General features: G+C 72.5%; 16 protein-coding genes. 9 read left to right on the forward strand and 7 right to left on the reverse strand.

What is annotated here, in order from left to right; genetic code table 11:
* Window positions 1-211: 211 nt before the first annotated feature.
* Entirely contained in the window at window positions 212-1201 is a 990-nt protein-coding gene (locus DC008_RS01485; protein WP_108705329.1) for a phosphotransferase family protein, read from the forward strand.
* A 44-nt stretch (window positions 1202-1245) separates the two neighbouring features.
* Window positions 1246-2268 carry an LLM class flavin-dependent oxidoreductase gene (locus DC008_RS01490; protein WP_108705330.1) on the forward strand — a complete coding sequence of 341 codons (1023 nt, stop codon included), beginning with the start codon at window positions 1246-1248 and terminating at the stop codon, window positions 2266-2268.
* A gap of 76 nt (window positions 2269-2344) precedes the next feature.
* On the opposite strand, the gene DC008_RS01495 is transcribed toward DC008_RS01490, so the two are convergent.
* The 4 genes from DC008_RS01495 to DC008_RS01510 form a co-directional block, all read right to left on the reverse strand.
* Window positions 2345-3829 carry an FG-GAP-like repeat-containing protein gene (locus tag DC008_RS01495; protein ID WP_108705331.1) on the reverse strand — a complete coding sequence of 495 codons (1485 nt, stop codon included), beginning with the start codon at window positions 3827-3829 and terminating at the stop codon, window positions 2345-2347.
* A 44-nt stretch (window positions 3830-3873) separates the two neighbouring features.
* Window positions 3874-5310, reverse strand: a complete 1437-nt coding sequence (locus DC008_RS01500) for an FG-GAP-like repeat-containing protein (RefSeq protein ID WP_108705332.1) — start codon at window positions 5308-5310, stop codon at window positions 3874-3876.
* Window positions 5311-5566: 256 nt separating this feature from the next.
* A complete protein-coding gene (locus tag DC008_RS01505; protein WP_108705333.1) occupies window positions 5567-6637 on the reverse strand; it encodes a CU044_5270 family protein in 1071 nt (356 codons plus the stop codon).
* The gene (locus tag DC008_RS01510) at window positions 6634-7269 is read right to left on the reverse strand and encodes an RNA polymerase sigma factor (RefSeq protein ID WP_108705334.1); all 636 of its coding nucleotides are present in this window, start codon (window positions 7267-7269) and stop codon (window positions 6634-6636) included. Before DC008_RS01510 ends, DC008_RS01505 begins: the two co-directional genes overlap by 4 nt.
* 179 nt (window positions 7270-7448) lie before the next feature.
* Between DC008_RS01510 and DC008_RS01515 the strand changes: the two genes are divergently transcribed.
* From DC008_RS01515 to DC008_RS01535, 5 genes are all read left to right on the forward strand, one after another.
* Window positions 7449-8153: a hypothetical protein gene (locus DC008_RS01515; protein ID WP_108705335.1), complete on the forward strand. Its 705-nt coding sequence runs from the start codon at window positions 7449-7451 to the stop codon at window positions 8151-8153.
* Window positions 8154-8236: 83 nt separating this feature from the next.
* Window positions 8237-8425, forward strand: a complete 189-nt coding sequence (locus DC008_RS01520; RefSeq protein ID WP_108705336.1) for a hypothetical protein — start codon at window positions 8237-8239, stop codon at window positions 8423-8425.
* A gap of 133 nt (window positions 8426-8558) precedes the next feature.
* The gene (locus tag DC008_RS01525) at window positions 8559-9770 is read left to right on the forward strand and encodes an MFS transporter (protein WP_235071517.1); all 1212 of its coding nucleotides are present in this window, start codon (window positions 8559-8561) and stop codon (window positions 9768-9770) included.
* A gap of 170 nt (window positions 9771-9940) precedes the next feature.
* Window positions 9941-11374, forward strand: a complete 1434-nt coding sequence (locus DC008_RS01530; protein ID WP_108705337.1) for a cytochrome ubiquinol oxidase subunit I — start codon at window positions 9941-9943, stop codon at window positions 11372-11374.
* Window positions 11375-12370, forward strand: coding sequence for a cytochrome d ubiquinol oxidase subunit II (locus DC008_RS01535; protein ID WP_108705338.1), 996 nt, complete (start codon window positions 11375-11377; stop codon window positions 12368-12370).
* A 26-nt stretch (window positions 12371-12396) separates the two neighbouring features.
* Here DC008_RS01535 and DC008_RS01540 read toward each other — a convergent pair whose 3' ends face one another.
* Window positions 12397-13302: a universal stress protein gene (locus DC008_RS01540; protein ID WP_108705339.1), complete on the reverse strand. Its 906-nt coding sequence runs from the start codon at window positions 13300-13302 to the stop codon at window positions 12397-12399.
* Between the two features lie 148 nt (window positions 13303-13450).
* On the opposite strand from DC008_RS01540, the gene DC008_RS01545 reads away from it, so the two are divergent.
* Window positions 13451-14026, forward strand: a complete 576-nt coding sequence (locus DC008_RS01545; RefSeq protein ID WP_108705340.1) for a hypothetical protein — start codon at window positions 13451-13453, stop codon at window positions 14024-14026.
* A gap of 121 nt (window positions 14027-14147) precedes the next feature.
* The gene (locus DC008_RS01550) at window positions 14148-14549 is read left to right on the forward strand and encodes a hypothetical protein (protein ID WP_108705341.1); all 402 of its coding nucleotides are present in this window, start codon (window positions 14148-14150) and stop codon (window positions 14547-14549) included.
* A 27-nt stretch (window positions 14550-14576) separates the two neighbouring features.
* On the opposite strand, the gene DC008_RS01555 is transcribed toward DC008_RS01550, so the two are convergent.
* The gene (locus DC008_RS01555) at window positions 14577-15503 is read right to left on the reverse strand and encodes a MerR family transcriptional regulator (RefSeq protein WP_108705342.1); all 927 of its coding nucleotides are present in this window, start codon (window positions 15501-15503) and stop codon (window positions 14577-14579) included.
* Window positions 15504-15552: 49 nt separating this feature from the next.
* Complete coding sequence (locus tag DC008_RS01560; RefSeq protein WP_108705343.1) at window positions 15553-16560, reverse strand: RNA polymerase subunit sigma-70; 1008 nt, start codon at window positions 16558-16560, stop codon at window positions 15553-15555.
* Window positions 16561-16583: the final 23 nt, after the last annotated feature.

Here is a 16583-nt window from a genome sequence, read left to right on the forward strand (position 1 = left end):
TCGAAGAGCTGGGGGAGCGCCGGACGGGCTCCCGCGTACTGGTTGTACGCGGGAGCCCGGCCGGTGCGGCGAGTGGGGGTCCCCCTGCTCGAAGAGCTTGGGGGAGTGCCGGGCGTCGAACGGCAGGCGGGACTTTGCGGACACGGCCTAGGCCGTACTGCGCGACCTGATCCCGGCCCGGGTGCGTCACGGCCCGGGATAAGGTCGCCGGATGCGTCAATTCGCGGAGGGGGAAGCCCTGTCGGGGGTCGTACGGGAAGCGCTGGGAGCGGCGGCCCGTGTCGTCGGCGTGGAGCGGCTGCGGGGTGGCAGCAAGAAGGGCGTGTACCGCGTCCACACGGACGGGTCGCCGGTCGCGCGGGTGATCGTCTACAGCTGGGCCGAGGACGAGAACTTCTGGCCCGGCGCGGAAGGCGTGGACCCGGCCCACCCCTTCGCCCCGGCCTCCGGTCTCGCCCCATTCCTCGCGGCCCAGCGCACGCTGGCCGGCCTCGGCGTCCGGGTGCCGGCCGTGCTGTTCTCCGACGGCGGCCGCACCCGGTATCCGGCGGACGTGGCGGTCGTCGAGGACGTCCCCGGCGACACCCTGGAAGCGCTCCTGCGGACGGATCCCGTACGGGGGTCGGCGGTCATGGACGAGCTGGCGGTCATGCTCGACGTGATGCACGGGCAGCGCAGTCCCCGGTACGGCCGGGTGGATGTGCTGGAACGCGGCGGTACGGCGGCCGGGGAGTCGTGTCGGCAGCTGGTGCTGGAGCGGGCTCTGGACGACCTCGCGGAGGCGGCGGAGCGCGAACCCCGGATCGGTGCCGTCGCGGACGCCCTGCGGGACCGTCTGCGGGAGCTGGCCGCCCGGGTGGCTCCGCGCACCGGGCACGGGCTGATCCACGGCGAGCTGGGGCCCGACCATGTCCTGGTCGACGCCGACGGGCACCCCGTCCTCATCGACATCGAGGGCCTGATGTACTTCGACGTCGAGTGGGAGCACGTCTTCCTGAGACTGCGCTTCGGCGAACGGTATCCGGCCCTGGCGCGTCCGGGGCTCGATCCCGCCCGGCTCGACCTGTACGCCCTGGCGACACACCTCTCGCTCGTGGCCGGACCGCTGCGCCTCCTGGACGGCGACTTCCCGCACCGCGAGGTCATGCGGCACATCGCGGACCACAACGCGGGGGCGGCGCTGGCCCTGCTGCTCCGCTGACCAGGGGCGGGAATCAACGAGGGGGTCCGGGCGCTGGGGACAGTGTGAAGAAAATCGGCTTCCTCTCCTTCGGTCACTGGTCGCCCGGCGAGTACTCCCGGACCCGGTCGGCCGCGGACATGCTCCACCAGTCGATCGACCTCGCGGTCGCCGCCGAGGAGATCGGCGTGGACGGCGCGTACTTCCGGGTGCACCACTTCGCCCGGCAGGCGGCGAGCCCGTTCCCGCTGCTCGCGGCGATCGGGGCGCGGACCTCGGCCATCGAGATCGGCACCGGCGTGATCGACATGCGCTACGAGAACCCGCTCTACATGGCGGAGGACGCGGGCGCCGCCGACCTCATCGCGGGCGGCCGGCTGCAGCTGGGCATCAGCCGCGGCTCACCGGAGCAGGTCGTCGACGGCTGGCGTCTGTTCGGCCACGAACCGGCCCCCGGCGAGACGGGTACGGACATGGCGCGCCACCACACCAAGGAGTTCCTCAAGGTCCTGGACGGCGAGGGGTTCGCCCAGCCCAACCCCCGGCCGATGTTCCCGAACCCGCCCGGTCTGCTGCGGATCGAGCCGCACTCCGAGGGACTGCGGGACCGGATCTGGTGGGGTTCCGGGTCGAACGCGACCGCGGTCTGGGCCGGTGAACTGGGGATGAACCTGCAGAGCTCGACGCTCAAGGACGATGAGACGGGCGAGCTGCTGCACGTGCAGCAGCGCAAGCAGATCGAGGCGTACCGGGAGGCGTACCGCACGGCGGGCCACACCCGGGAGCCCCGCGTGTCGGTCAGCCGCAGCATCTTCGCCCTGACCGACGACCTCGACCGGGCCTACTTCGGCCGCGACCGCAACTCCCGGGACCAGATCGGGATGATCGACGACACGACCCGGGCCATCTTCGGGCGGTCGTACGCCGGGGAGCCGGACGAGCTGGTGAAGCTCCTCCAGGACGACGAGGCCATCCAGGCCGCCGACACCCTTCTGCTGACCATCCCGAACCAGCTGGGCGTCGACTACAACACGCATGTGCTGGAGAGCATCCTCACCCACGTGGCCCCGGAACTCGGCTGGCGCTGAGCGGATGGGCGCGGGCGCGCACACGAGGGGCAGGCGACCGTGACGGGCGCCTGCCCCTCGGCCTTCGTCGTCCGGCTCAGCCGGTCTGGCGCGCACCCGGGAGTGCCGCACCGAACTCGACGTCCGCGTACCTCCGCTTGGCACCGGCGGCGGTTCCGCTGAGCGTCTTCGACCCGGATGTCACCGGGCCGGCCGTGGTGCCCTTGGCGGTCCACAGCAACCCGTCGGCGTTCTCCCCGGGAGCGCCGACCGCCAGTTCCGCCCGGCCGTCCTTGGTGACGTCGACGAGGTGGACAGCGGCGGCGAACCGGTCGCCCTGCTCCGCCGTGCCGGGCACGCCGGTGGTGTCCTGGCTGTAGACGACCGCGCCGGTGGCGGTGAGGCCGGTGGCGGAGCCGCGCAGCAGCGTCGCCTGTCCCGCGCCCACACGGGAGCCCAGGGCCTCCCAGGGAGCGCCGACGACGACATCGGCGTACTTGTCGCCGTCGGTGTCCCCCACGCTGAGCGACTCGCCGAACAGGTCGCCGTCCTCGCCCGCTCCCGGGACTCCGGCGGTGTCCTGGTGGATGACCTGCGGCTTCTGCTCCGCGTCGATGCCGTGGGGGCCTCCGTAGAGGACCTGGATCTCTCCGCCGCGGTGGGCGGCGCTGGGGTCGGACATCAGGGAGGCGTCGTAGGGCACGCCGGTGACGAGGTCGCCGTAGCCGTCGCCGTTCACGTCCCCGACGCGGCCGGTGACGCCGTCGGCGAGCGGCAGTTCGGTGTAGGTGCCGTCCCCCCGGTCCACGTACACCGTGCCGTTGACGTCTCCGCCGGTGGGGCCGGGCAGCCAGAAGCGTTCGGCCCGCCCGTCGCGGTCGACGTCGCCCATGGCGACACCGCGGTTGGTGCCGAGCGCGTCGACGAAGGACCGTTGGGCCGGGCGGCCGGTCCGGGTGAACGGGCCGGTGTACGAGGTGGCGCCGCAGTTCCCGGTGACTCCGATGTCGGGGGCGCCGTCGCCGGTGACGTCTCCGACCGCGATGCCGGCGGCGAAGCCGCAGCCCTCGTCGAGGCCGGTGGGCGGTGAGACGGCCGCTCCTCCCTTGAGTCCGGAGCTGCCGCCCCAGACGACGGTGAGGGAGCCGATGCCGCCCATCGTGCCCGCCGCCTCGCTCGGCGTGCCCACGAGCAGGTCGGCGTAGCCGTCGCGGTCCAGGTCGGCGGAGGCGACCGACGTGCCGAAGCCGTCCCACTCCTCGGGGGCGCCCGGAACGCCGGTGGTGGCCTGGGTGATGACGGTGCGGTGCGTGGCGGAGACGCCGCTCGCCGAGCCGTAGAGGACGACGACCGCACCGGCGGCGTCCACCGAGCCGTCGGCGGCGCCAGGGGCGCCGACCGCCAGGTCGCGGTAGCCGTCGCCGTTGAAGTCGTCCTGTACGGCGGCCGTGTTGGCGCCCTTGTACGGCGCCGCGGCGGCCGCGGGTCCGGCCGGGAACACGACGGCGGTCAGTGTGGCCGCCGTGGTGACGGCGATCGCGCAGGCGAGGGAGCGCGAGGGGACGCGGGCGGGGGACGGCATGTCTGCTCCGGGGAGGCGAAGTCGGGTGTGCGGGGTGCGGGCGGTCACGGTCCGGTCACCACCTGGGCGAAGTGTGCGGCACCGCTCGAGCCGAGCCCGGCGCCGCCGGGACCGACGTTGACCGAGCCGGTGGCCGTGACGGACGTGGCCGAGCCGCGCAGGAGCCACAGGCTGCCCGCTCCGCCGTTCTCGCCGGGGGCGCCGACGAGCAGGTCGCCGTGGCCGTCCTTGTTCGTGTCGAGGACGCGAACGGCCGCACCGAAGGTGTCGCCGGTCTCCGAGGTTCCCGCCACTCCCGCGGTGTTCTGGGTCCAGGTGCGGGCGTGGGCGGTGTCGAGCCGTCCCGCGGTGCCGCGGACGACGATGACGGATCCGCTGTTCCCGTTCTCGCCCGGGGCGCCGATCACAAGGTCCGCCCGGCCGTCCTTGTCGGTGTCGCCGACGGCGACGGAGGCACCGAAGCGGTCCTTGGCCTCACCGGCTCCGGGTACGCCGGAGGTGTCCTGGGTGATGGTCTGGACGCTGCTCGGCGAACCGCCGTATCCGGCGTCGAAGTAGACGGTCACCTGCCCGCCGAGCGCGGTCCCGGGGCTCTGGGAGGGGTCCTCGGGGTTGCCGACGACCAGGTCGGGCGATCCGTTGCCGTTCAGGTCGCCCACGGCGGAGACCGTGCCCGCGGGCAGTTGGGTGCCCTCGAACCCGGCCGGGTCGGCGAGCCAGGTGGCCGGGTCGTCGCCTGTGCCGTCGTACCCCCAGCCGCCGTCCCACACTCCACGGCCGTGGACGATCAGCCGGTCGTTGTCGGTGTTGGGCAGGTCGACCTGGGTCAGGGCGACGATGCCGTGGGCCGGATTGAACATGAACCCGTTGCCGGAAGTGCCGGACTGCGCGGACAGGTCGGCCGGCATGTAGGTGACTTCGGCGTCGTTGGCGCCGATGGCGATGGACAGCTTGCCGTCGTTGACGGGGTTGAGTCCGTTGTAGACGCCCACGGCGAGCGTGCGTCCCCAGGCGTCGTGCGTCGACGGCCAGGGGTCGGCGACCGTCCTTGCTTTCGTGAGGCCGGAGGCGGCGCCGTACACGACGGTGACGGAGCCGCCCCCGTCGTCCCCGTCGACGTCCTCGCCGGGCGCGCCGACCACGAGGTCGCTGTAGCCGTCGCGGTTCACGTCGTGGACGGCCACGGCGGCGCCGAAGCGGTCGCCGGCCTCGGCGGTACCCGGCACACCGGTGGAGTTCTGGGTCAGCACCGTGCGCCGGGACGGGTCGATCCCGCGTGCGGTGCCGTACAGGACCACCACGGCCCCGGCCTTGGCGTGCCCGGAGACCTTGGCGTCCGGGGCCGACACGACGACGTCCCGATAGCCGTCCTTGTCGATGTCGCCCGGAGCCCCGGAAGCGGCCTGCGCTCCTGTCGCGACGAGCGGGGACAGGCCCGACGCGAGCAGCGTCGCGGACATCAGCAGGGTGCGTTTGCGCACGAAGGTCCTCCCAGGGAAGCGGTGTCCGTGCCGGTCCCGTGGCCATCGCGGTCGCCGTCGCCGACAGCGTTTGGCATGACACGATCATGACCGGCGCAGGAGAGACTCCCGGAGGGGCTGAAGGGTTGTACGGGGCGAGCGACTTTTTTTCTGCCTGCAGCCGTCGCCCCGCACCTTTCAACTGCTCACGGATGGGATGCACTTGCCGAGCCGAGTACGACCGGCAAGCTCACCCGTGCCTCTGGACCACAGGCGTTCAGCCCGCCGTGCCGGGGATCTGCTTGTTGGCGTCGACGACGGCGCGGCGGGTGATCGCGCTGGTGAAAGTGACCGTGCCCACCTTGAACGGGCTGTCCGCCACCGACTTGACCACGACGATCCGCTCGCCGAGGAAGCGCAGTGTCTTCTTGTCGAAGATCCACTCGACGCGCTCGCCTCCGGTGGCGTCCTCCCGGGCGATGGCCACCCCGTGGCGGCCCATGGCGTCGACGGCGTCTTTCACGGCGACGACCCCGGGGATCTTCGCGGCGGCCTTGTAGAGGGCCGCGCTGACCTCGGCGGGCGGGTAGCTCTCGGTCAGCAGATCGCCGATGGCCACGAACGCGGCCTGGTCGCGCGGCACTTCGTGGTCCCGGGCGGCGTCCGACTCGCGGTAGATGTGGCGCAGCAGCGCGTCGGGGTCGGTGGGCAGCGCGGCGAGGACGTCGTAGGCCCCGGCCAACCTGACCTTGCTGGCCAGGGTGATGCCCTCGTCGCCGGTCCGGCCGGGCTCGATCAGCCAGCCGTCCTTGCCGTCGAGGGAGTTCCACACCCTGCGGGGGTGCAGCTCCTCGCTGACCACCGTGGTGGTGTCGCCGACGGACTTGGGGTAGGTGCTGGCCACCTGCGACTCGATGTAGATGTACTGGCCCTTTTGCGGGGCGGGCGCGGAGGTGTCCGCGGCGGCGAGGGAGATCTGGTCGAGCAGCCGGGGTGCGCCCTTGGCGTCGACGGCGCCGACGGTGGTGGTCAGGGCGGGCCCGGTGGCCAGGACGGTCCTGCCGTCGTCCGGGGCCCCCGAGGTGAGGGCAAAGGCGCCCGCGACCGCTCCGGCCAGCGCCAGGGCGGCGGCCGGCAGCAGGACCGTACGGCGCAGGAACGGGTTGGGGCGGCGCTTCGGGGCCTCCGGGCGGGTGGTGGTGCGCAGGTCTTCGTGGATCTGGGCCATCAACTGCTCCTTGTGGAACTGGTGGCGGCCCGCCGGCAGATCCCGCTCGACACAGGGCAGCAGGCTCTGCGTCTCCGTCCACTCAGCCGGGTGCGGCCGGTGGGAGGGGCTGGCGTTCATCGGGTTCCTTCCTGTGCGGACCGGACCGTGTATCCGCGGTCATCCTGTATCTGCCGGTTTGCGGGGGTGGGTTCCCGTTTTTCGTGGAGCAGTTGCGCGTCGGTGAGTTTGCGCAGCCTGCCGCGGGCGCGGGACAGGCGGGAGCGGACGGTCCCGACGGGGATCCCGAGGACGCGCGCCACCTCGGCGTACGCCATCCCCTCGTGCAGACACAGGGTCAGCACCTCGCGCTCGGGGCGTTTGAGCAGGCTCAGTGCGGTCAGCGTGGCCTGGAGCGTGCGCCGGTCGTCCACGCGTCCGGCGATCGCCTCGGCGTGGTCCTCGACGTCCTCCATCGCCGCCGCGGCCGCGCTCACGGCGGCGCGGTAGCGGCGGTCGCCGCGGTGGTGGGAGCGGGCCACGTTGGTGGCGATGCCGAGCAACCACGGCCGCAGCGTGCCGCCTTCGGCGTCGACCGTGTCCCGGCGCCGCCAGGCCTCCATGAACGTCGTCGACATGACGTCCTCGGCCGTCGACCAGTCGGCGGTCAGGCGGAAGGCGTGGTTGTACACCGCGCGGGCGCACTCGTCGAAAAGTTCCGCGAAGGCATCCGGGTCCCCGTTGCGCACCCGCGCTCGTCTGTCTGTCGTCACGTCCTGAACTGTCGGCCCGTGCGGCGGAGTTCCCATGACCTGCGTCACACCTGGCCTTCCTGTCTCGTCGTACCGCCCGTGTATCCCCGGCCGGCCGGTCCGGAAGCGGAACCGGGCGGACGGGTGAGGGCGTCGCAGCCAGCATGAAGGATCACCCGGCCCCCCACCGCGGTCGTGTCGTGGTCCTCGTGACGGAGGCCGCGCGGACCACCGTGCGCGCCGGCCGCCCCATGCTCGGTTCTGCTCTTCTCGCGTGCGCGGGGGCGCTGTTCGTCGGCGGGGGTGTGGTGGCCGGTGCGTTCGCCGCGTCCTGGGGGCTCTTTCTGCAGGCCAGGGGGGACGCCGAGTTCAGCATCGCGTCGGAGGACTCCTATGTCGCGTACGCCGACCAGTGGGACGGCCTGGTCCGCGTCGCCCTGGTCGCGTTCCCCCTGCTGCTCCTGGTCGCCATGACCTGCGTCCCCTGGCTGCTCACCGCCCAGGCCGTGATCGTCGCGCACACCCGGCGACGGTCCGGCGGACTCCCCCTGCGCGCCGTGTGGGACCGCTCGCGTGGGCACCTCGGCGCCGCCCTCCGCGTGCAGGCGCTGACGGTGGCGTGCGCCGTCGGCCCCGCGCTCGCCGGTCTGGCCGTGCTGGTCGCGGTGGAGGAGGAGCTGGTGCCGGGCATGGTCCGGCCGACCTGTCACGACCCGGCGACCGTGCAGTTCATCCTCGTCGGCCGGATCCTGCCCGTGCTGATCTGGGCGGGCGGGCTCGTCCTTCTGGGCCGTTTCTCCCTGGCGACCGCCATCCGGGTGGCGGACGGTCGCTCGGCCACCGCCGCCATGCGCCGCTCCTGGACCCTCACCCGCGCGGCCCGCTCCCGGACCACGGGGCTCTGACTGCTGGGTCTCGGTGTCCCGCGGTCGCCTTCACACTGCTGAAGTGGCTCGGCACGTACGCCGCGCACGGGGCGGGGCTGCTCATGGTGGCCACCACCGACGACAACGTCTGGGTCACCGGTGTCCTCGTCCTCATCGTGCCGGCGGCGGTGGCGCTGGTCCTGCTGCCCCCGGCGCCGGCACCGGCCGGCATCCTGCCGGCCTGTCTGCGCGAACAGCTCGACCACGATCCCGAGGCGGCCAGGGTGCCGTCATGGGCGTCCGTCGAATGAGAACGCCAGGACCGTCTGACTCCCTGTCACGGTCACGGAGTGCGAGCGCCGCCCGCCTGTGGTGAGCTGATCAGGTCGAGCCGGCTCCGTGCGTGGGAGGCCGCCGCGCCCCGGCGACCCAGGGAAGGGCGGAATGACGGAACCCAGGCAGCGGAGTTTCCCTTGGTACGTCGTCGCGGCCGTGGTGTTCGCCGTGGGCATGGCCGGCACCACACTGCCCACCCCGCTGTACGGGCTGTACCGCGAGGAGATCGGCTTCTCGCAGTTCCTGATCACGGTGATCTTCGCCGTGTACGCCGTCGGGGTCATCGTCGCCCTGCTGCTGGCCGGCAACTTCTCCGACGTGCTGGGCCGCCGGCCGATCATCTTCACCGCGCTCGTACTGTCGGTCCTCTCCGCGCTCTGCTTCCTCTTCGAGGACGGACTCCCGCTGCTGTTCGTGGGCCGGGTGTTCTCGGGGTTCGCGGCCGGGCTGCTCAGCGGCGCCGCCACGGCGGCCGTCACCGACCTGGCCCGCCCCGACGAGCGGGCGCGAGCCGCGTTCGCGGCCACCGCGGCCAACATGGGCGGGCTGGGGTGCGGACCGCTGCTGGCCGGGGTCCTCGCCGAGTACGCCCCGCATCCCCTGCGGCTGCCCTATCTGGTCCATATCGGCATGCTGGCGGTCGCCATGGTCCTGGTCGCGGCCCTGCCCGAGTCCGTGCACCGGCCCGTTCCGCGCCCGCCTCTGCGTCCCGAGGGCATGGTCGTGCCGCCACAGACGCGGTCCGTCTTCGTGCCGGCCGGGCTGGCTTCGTTCGCCGGTTTCTCGGTGCTGGGGCTGTTCACCGCCGTCGCCCCGTCGTTCGCCGCGCAGTACCTGGGCGTCGACAACCTGGCCGTGGCCGGTGCGATCGTGCTGACGGTGTTCCTGGCCTCCACCGCCGGGCAGCTGACGGGCCGTACGGGTCCGGGCCGCGCCCTGCCGCTGGGCTGCGCCATCCTGATCGCCGGGTGCGTGCTCATCGGCAGTTCCCTCCTCGCGGAGTCCCTGTGGGTGCTGATCGCGGGCGCCGTCGTCGCCGGGATCGGGCAGGGCATGTCGTTCCGCGCGTCGGTCGCCGGGGTGGCGCGGGCAGCGCCCGAGGAGCAGCGCGGCGCGACGATCTCCGCGCTCTTCGTCGCCGCCTACGTCGGCATCTCGCTGCCGGTGGTCGGCATCGGCGCCCTGTCCGTCCCGCTCGGGCTGAGGAGCGCGGGGCTGATCTTCGTCGGGTGCGTCATCGTCGTCGCGGCGGCGGTGACGGTCCATCTGGCCCGGCGCAGCAGCGTCACCGAGCCGCGTACCGACACGGTCGGCCGGTGAGCCCGGACCGGAGCGGCACGCCGGGTCGCCGCGCCCGAGGGACCGCGGCACGGCAGTGCCCGTGACCTAGCATGACCGAGGAAATAAAAGTGACATTTCGGTCACGGTGCCGTGCCCCCTCGTGAGGCGGGGCGCCGTTCCGCACCCGCGAGTCCGGACGAAAAGACACGATGCTCACACTCGACGCGGTCCTCAACGGTCTCGCCACCGCTGCGGACGAGCCCGCCCAATTACTCCCCGCCCGCCAGCAGATGGCCTTCACGCTCGGCTTCCACATCATCCTGGTCCCGTTCGGCGTGGCCCTGACCAGCCTCACCCTCATCGCCCACTACCGGGGCCTGCGGCGTGGCGACTCCACCGCCCTGCTGCTGGCCCGGCGCTGGTCGAAGGCGGCGGCCGTCCTGTTCGCCGTCGGTGCGGTCACCGGGACCGTTCTCACCTTCGAACTGGGCGTGCTGTGGCCCGGGTTGATGGGGACCTACGGGGCGGCGTTCGGCTTTCCCTTCTCCATCGAGGGCCTGTTCTTCTTCCTCGAGGCGATCTTCGTCTCGATCTACATCTACGGCTGGAACCGGCTGCCCCCATGGGGGCACTTCTGGACCGGGGTGCCGGTCTCCCTGTCCGGCATCGGCGGCACCGCCTCCGTCGTCGCCGCCAACAGCTGGATGAACCAGCCGGGCGGCATCACGATGCGTGACGGGAAGGTCGTCGACGTCCGGCCGTCCGAGGTGTTCTTCAACGGCGCGTTCTGGGGCGAGACCATCCACATGCTGCTGGCCGCGTACATCGTGGCCGGCTTCACCGTCGCCAGTGTGTACGCCGTGGGCCTGCTGCGGGGCCGGGACAACGGCTACCACCGCACCGGGTTCCTCATCGGCTTCGTCACGGCGGCCTGTCTGATGCCCATCCAGCTGTTCGTGGGCGACACGCTCGCCCGAGACGTCTTCAACGACGAACCCGCCAAGTTCGCCGCCATCGAGATGGTGCCGACCACCGACGACCACGTCCCGGAGACGCTGGGCGGCGTCCTGATCGACGGCGAGGTCCGCTACGGCTGGCAGATCCCCGACCTCGGCTCGATCCTGGCCGACTTCTCGCCGTCCACGACGATCAAGGGGCTCGACGCGATCCCCGCCGACGTACGGCCCAGCGACCGCACCGTGAGCATCGTCCACCTCGCCTTCGACGTCATGGTCGGCACGGGCACCCTGCTGGCGCTGCTCGCCGCGTGGTTCGCCTGGCTCTGGTACCGGCACCGGCAGGTGCCGCGGAACCGCTGGTTCCTGCGCGCCTGCGCCGTCAGCGGCCTCGTCGCCGTGATCTGCCTGGAGAGCGGGTGGGTCGTCACCGAGGTGGGGCGGCAGCCGTGGACCGTCGTCGGCCTGCTGCTGACCAAGGACGCGGTCACCACCGAAGGCAACATCTGGGCGCTGTTCGCATGCGTACTCGCTCTGTACTGCGCGGTCGCCGCGGCGGCGATCTGGGTGCTGCGCTCGATGCGGCGGCGCTGGCGCGCCGAAGGGGACGACAACGTCACCGTGCCCTACGGCCCGGCGCCCGAGCCCGAGCCCGTGGCCGCCCGGCCGGGACCGAGGGAGCAGTAGATGCAGGACACCGTCGCCATCCTCCTGTTCGTCGGCGTGATCGCCTACGCCCTGCTCGGCGGGGCCGACTTCGGGGCCGGGTTCTGGGACCTCACCGCCGGGGGCGCCGAGCGGGGCCGCCGCCCCCGGCACCTCATCGACACCTCCATCGGCCCCGTGTGGGAGGCCAACCACACCTGGCTCATCTACTGCCTGGTCATCCTCTGGTCCGGATTCCCCACCGCGTTCACCGCGATCACCACCACGCTGTATCTGCCGCTGATCCTGGCCGGCCTGGGGATCGTGCTGCGCGGAGCCGCGTTCGCCTTCCGCCACAACGCCATGCGCACCCCCGAACAGCGGCTGTACGGCGCTCTGTTCGCGGTGTCCAGCGTCCTGACGCCGTACAGCTTCGGCGCCATCGCCGGTGCCATCGCCTCCGGGCGTGTCCCCACGGGCGGCAACGGCAACGCGGTGGCCGGCTGGAACCATCCGACCTCCCACCTGGGCGGGATCCTGGCCGTCGTGGTGTGCGCCTACCTGGCCGCCGTGTACCTGCACGTGGAGGCGCGGCGTGCGGACGACCCCGGGCTGGCCCGGTACTTCCGCGACCGGGGGCTCGCCGCGGGCGTGGCGGCGGGCGCGGTGTCCGTCGCCGGCATCTTCGTCCTGCACTCCGACGCCGAACGGCTGTTCCACGACCTCAGCCATGTCGCCCTGCCGCTGGTCATCGGTGCCGCGGTGTGCGGCATCGCCTGCATGCTTCTGCTGCTCACCGACCGAAGGGTCCTGCTGCGGCAGACGGCCGCGGCGGCCGTCGCGCTCGTGGTGTGCGGGTGGGGTGTCGCCCAGTACCCGTACCTCCTCGGCACCCACCTGACCCTCGACGAGGCCGCCTCACCCCGGGCCACGCTGCAGGTGCTGATCGTCGTCGCGTGCGTCGCCGGGGTCACGGTCCTTCCGTCCCTGATCCTGCTGTTCCGGCTGGCGGGGCGGGGCCGTCTCACGATCCACTGAGGGGGGTGTTGTCTCAGGCCCGCGTCTCAGTCGTGTGCGACGACGGCGACGGGGGCGGTGGCGTGATGCATGACCGCGTGAGTGACCGCGCCGATGTGGATGCCGACGGGGCTGCGGCGCACCCGGCGGCCGACGACCACGAGGGAGGCGTCGCGGGCCGCGTCGATGAGATGGTTCGCGGGGCTGCCGAGCCGGGACCGTTCGGTCACCTCGACGTCCGGGTACTTCTCCCGCCACGGCCGCAGCACCTCGGTGAGGGCGGCGGCCCGCTCACGGCTCATCTCCTCGCGGGGGTCGACACCGGCGGCCAGGCGGTAGACGTACGACGGCGGGAGGTTCCAGCCGGCGACGACGGTGAGCGTGGCCTCGCGGCGCCGGGCCTCGTCGAACGCGAAGGAGAGGACCGTGTCGTCAGGGTTCCCGGTGTCCAGGCCCAGGACGACGGGCCGGAAGCCGGTGGCGGCGGACGGGATGCCGGCGGGGTCCTTCATGTGCTCGTCGGCGGCCTGTTCGCCCGCCCGGACCAGCACCACGGGCACCTTCGCGCGGGCGACGACCGACTGGCCGACGGAGCCGACCAGGAAGCCCGTGAGGCCGCTCAGGGCACGCGAGCCCAGCACCAGCAGTTCCGCGTCCCGAGAGGCTTCGAGCAGCACCTCCGCCGGAGCCCCGGCCCGCTGTTCGGTGATCACCTCGACACCGGGGTGCCGCAGCCTCAGCCCCTCGGCGGCGTCCCGGGGGATCCGCTCGCTCCAGTGCTGGTGCGTCTCGGCGCCGAGGAGCGGGGCCTGTGCCATCGGCTCCGGGACCGGCTGCCACACGTGGACCAGCCGTACCGGCACCTGGCGCAGCGTCGCCTCGCGGGCCGCCCACTCGGCGGCCGCCCGGCTCTCGCTCGAGCCGTCCAGTCCCACGGTGATCGTGCGGGCCATGCCGATCTCCTCCTCGGTCCGCCGCCGTCTTTGCTTCCACCCTGTCTCGGGGCGGGGTCGTCGGGGAGGGGCCTGTGGTCCCGGAAGGGGGCCGATGGGCCCAAGGGCCTGACGGTGGCGGGGTCCCGGCCCGCGGTTGAATGGGCGGATGGATGAGACCGCCGCACTGCGGCTCCGTCGGGCCGTCCGGCGTATCGCGGAGTCCACCCGTGAACGTGCCGTCACAGGGGTCGGCCCGGAGGAAGCCGACGACGTGGCCGGGACGTTCGGCACGGACGGCGCCCTCGGCTTCGACCCGTTCCCCTTTCTGCGGGCCCTGCACGAGGCCGGTTCACGGGCGGTGGTCGTCGGGCAGGTGGCCGGCATCCTGCACGGCTCGACGGAGCTGACGGGAGACCTCGACCTGCTGTGGGACGGGACGCCCGAGCAGGCGCGGGCGCTGCGCCGGGCCCTGGCCGCAGCGGGCTGCACGGACCTGCCCGGCCTGGACCGCCCGCAGGTGGTGTACCGGGTGACCGGCGCGAGCGGCGACCTCTGTACGTCCGCCCTGGCCTGGGGCGACATGGACGTGACGCCCTGCCTCGACCGGGCCGCGGTCACCCACGACCCGGCGGGTTTCGACATCCTCTACGCCGACCTGGACGACCTGATCCTCATGCGCCGCTCCCTGGGCCGTCCCAAGGACCGGCGCCGGGCGGCCGAACTGGAAAGCTTGCGCGCCTGAACCCCCTGATTGGCCGGTTACCGGCAAGCGCCCACGAGATCATCGAGTCGCGCCGCGATGTCGGCAAGGTGGTTCTGGTCCCCTGACGGGGCGGGCGGTCGTGACGTGGGGAGAGGATTGGATGGGCGGGACGGAGTCGGCTCGGGACGATGCTTTCGAGCCGGTCAGACGGCATGGGCGGGACCCGTCGTACACCGTGGACGTGGGGCCCGGCTGGCGGCACTTGGTGCTGGAGTGCCATGAGGCGCTGGTCGCGGAGTTCCCGGAGTACGAGATGCTGGCCGTGAAGCAGAAGTGGGGCGCCCTGGCCTTTCAGGCGTTTCCACGGCCGTGGCAGCCCGGTGGCAACTGGACTTCCGCCGAGCACGCGCGTCTGGACGCCATCATCGAGGCGTTCGCCCGTAGAAGCGAGGAGATCTGCGAGCGCTGCGGTGCGGCGGGGGCGCTGCGTGAGACGCGGCGCATCCATCTGACGCTGTGTGACGCGTGCGAGGCGGCGGTTCCGGAACACGGGCATTTCTGACGGTCCCCGATCGGCGCGGGAAACGCGTCAGGCTGCCCGGATGCGCAGGGCCGTCACGGACCAGTCGATCACCGGGCTGAGGCGTTCCGGTGCCGGCCAGTCGTTGATCAGTGCGAGCAGGCCGACGTAACGGTCCCTGCGGGGATCGGCCGCGGTGTGCAGGCGGTGCAGCAGCCATCGGTGCGGCTCGGCGTCGTCCGGGCGGCCGCGGGCCTGTGTGCAGTGGGCGGTGAGGTCCGCGACGACGGGATCTGCCTGGGGCGATTCGGGGTCGATGCCGCGTGCCACGGCGGGGCCTGCGAGATCCCGGACGACGGCGATCAGGTCGGGGCGAGGTGGCGTGGGAGCGTCGTCCGGCAGGGCAGCGGCGTGCAGGCGCCGCACGGTGGCGCGGAAGTCCGGGTCCAGAGACAGTTCGGCCAACTCCACCCACGCGTTGATCTGTTCGTCCGTGGGGTCCTTGGGGAGCTCGGGTGTCATGGAACGCCGAGCCGCGGCGTACTGGGCGCCGCCGTGGGGGCCTTCGAAGACGCTGTCGAGGAAGTCGTCGATCAGGCGCCTGCGTTCGGCTTCGGACAGCGTGGCCAGCTGGTGCATGCGTTCCATCTCCTCGGGGGTGGGTGCTCGTCGGGCGGCGGCTGTCAGGACGACCCGTCGGAGACGCAGGATGCCGATCTGCGCGTCGAGTGCGGCGATGTGTTCCGTGGCGACTTCGCTCAGGGTGAGTTCCTGGTCCACGACCTTCCGGATCACGGGCAGGCCGAGGCCCAGTTCCCGCAGCGTCCGCACGAGGGCGAGGCGGGCGGCGGTGTCCGGGGCGTAGAGCCGGTAGCCGGCGTGGGTGCGGCCCGCGGGCTCGACGATGCCCCGATCGGAGTAGAACCGGATGGTCTTGACCGTCAGCCCGGTGCGCCGGGCCAGTTCGCCGATCGAGTACAGGGTGCCGCCGTCCATGAGCTCACCTCACCGTCTCCCCCTGCGGGAGACTCAAGTCTGCCGCTCCCTACCTCCGCTCCGTGCCATCGGCCGCGAGGCGGGCCGGGAGGCCGAGGTGGGGGAACTGGTCGCTGTCGAAGGTGGTGATCTCGGTGATCGCGCCGCCCGTGATGCGCAGGACGTCGATCGTCAGCGGCAGGTACGCGCCCTCCTGTCCCTGCCACAGGTAGTAGGCGACGGCGGGCTGGCGGTTCACGGCGGTGGGGACGGGGCGCAGGCCCTTCATGCCCTCGTAGCCGTCCTCGATCCAGCCGGCCACGACCGTGTCACGGCCGACGGTCAGACCCTGCGTGGGCGGCATCGCGAACCGGACGTCGTCCCGGAGCATCGCGGTGAGCGCCGGGATGTCCGTGGCGACGCTGGCCTCGGTGAAGCGGCGTACGAGGTCGCGGGTCGCGGCGTCCTCCTCGTCGCCGGTCCAGTCCTGGCGCTCGGCGGGCAGGTGCTCGCGCAGGCGCGCGCGGGCGCGCTGCAGGGCGCTGTTGACGGAGTTCACCGAGTCGCCGAGGAACTCCGCGACCTCCTTCGCCGGCCAGCCGAGGACGTCCCGCAGGATCAGTACGGCCCGGGGGCGGGGCGCGAGGTGCTGGACCGCGACCAGATACGCCAGTTCGATCGTCTCCCGTGCCACGGCGACCGCCTCCGGCTCGTCGGCGTCGTCGGCGAACAGTTCGTCGAGCAGACGGTCCGGGTAGGGCTGCAGCCACGGCACCTCGCCGCCGGTCGCCGGTTCCGGGCGGCACTTGGCGAGCAGGTCGAGGCAGGCGTTGGTGGCGATCCGGTACAGCCAGGCCCGGAACGTCGAGCGGCCCTCGAAGGTCTCCCGGCGGCGCCAGGCGCGCAGGAACGTCTCCTGAACGGTGTCCTCGGCGTCCTCGAACGACCCGAGCATCCGGTAGCAGTGCACGTGGAGCTCCCGCCGGTGCCGCTCGGCCAGGCCCGAGAACTCCTGTTCCCCGATGTCGTCCAGCCGGGTCGGGGCCAGGTCCTCCGCCGGTCGTGTGTCCGTACTCATCGTGTCGTCCTTCCACCTCGTGT

The sequence above is a fragment of the Streptomyces nigra genome (genome assembly GCF_003074055.1).
GTDB lineage: Bacteria > Actinomycetota > Actinomycetes > Streptomycetales > Streptomycetaceae > Streptomyces > Streptomyces nigra.

Bases quoted from the DNA above. Each gene is read 5' to 3' on its own strand.
- DC008_RS01545 (WP_108705340.1), top strand. From the start codon at position 13,451: ATGGATGAGACCGCCGCACTGCGGCTCCGTCGGGCCGTCCGGCGTATC.
- DC008_RS01505 (WP_108705333.1), bottom strand. From the start codon at position 6,637: ATGAACGCCAGCCCCTCCCACCGGCCGCACCCGGCTGAGTGGACGGAG.
- DC008_RS01495 (WP_108705331.1), bottom strand. From the start codon at position 3,829: ATGCCGTCCCCCGCCCGCGTCCCCTCGCGCTCCCTCGCCTGCGCGATC.
- DC008_RS01550 (WP_108705341.1), top strand. From the start codon at position 14,148: ATGGGCGGGACGGAGTCGGCTCGGGACGATGCTTTCGAGCCGGTCAGA.
- DC008_RS01555 (WP_108705342.1), bottom strand. From the start codon at position 15,503: ATGGACGGCGGCACCCTGTACTCGATCGGCGAACTGGCCCGGCGCACC.
- DC008_RS01560 (WP_108705343.1), bottom strand. From the start codon at position 16,560: ATGAGTACGGACACACGACCGGCGGAGGACCTGGCCCCGACCCGGCTG.
- DC008_RS01520 (WP_108705336.1), top strand. From the start codon at position 8,237: ATGGTGGCCACCACCGACGACAACGTCTGGGTCACCGGTGTCCTCGTC.
- DC008_RS01485 (WP_108705329.1), top strand. From the start codon at position 212: ATGCGTCAATTCGCGGAGGGGGAAGCCCTGTCGGGGGTCGTACGGGAA.
- DC008_RS01540 (WP_108705339.1), bottom strand. From the start codon at position 13,302: ATGGCCCGCACGATCACCGTGGGACTGGACGGCTCGAGCGAGAGCCGG.
- DC008_RS01525 (WP_235071517.1), top strand. From the start codon at position 8,559: ATGACGGAACCCAGGCAGCGGAGTTTCCCTTGGTACGTCGTCGCGGCC.
- DC008_RS01535 (WP_108705338.1), top strand. From the start codon at position 11,375: ATGCAGGACACCGTCGCCATCCTCCTGTTCGTCGGCGTGATCGCCTAC.
- DC008_RS01530 (WP_108705337.1), top strand. From the start codon at position 9,941: ATGCTCACACTCGACGCGGTCCTCAACGGTCTCGCCACCGCTGCGGAC.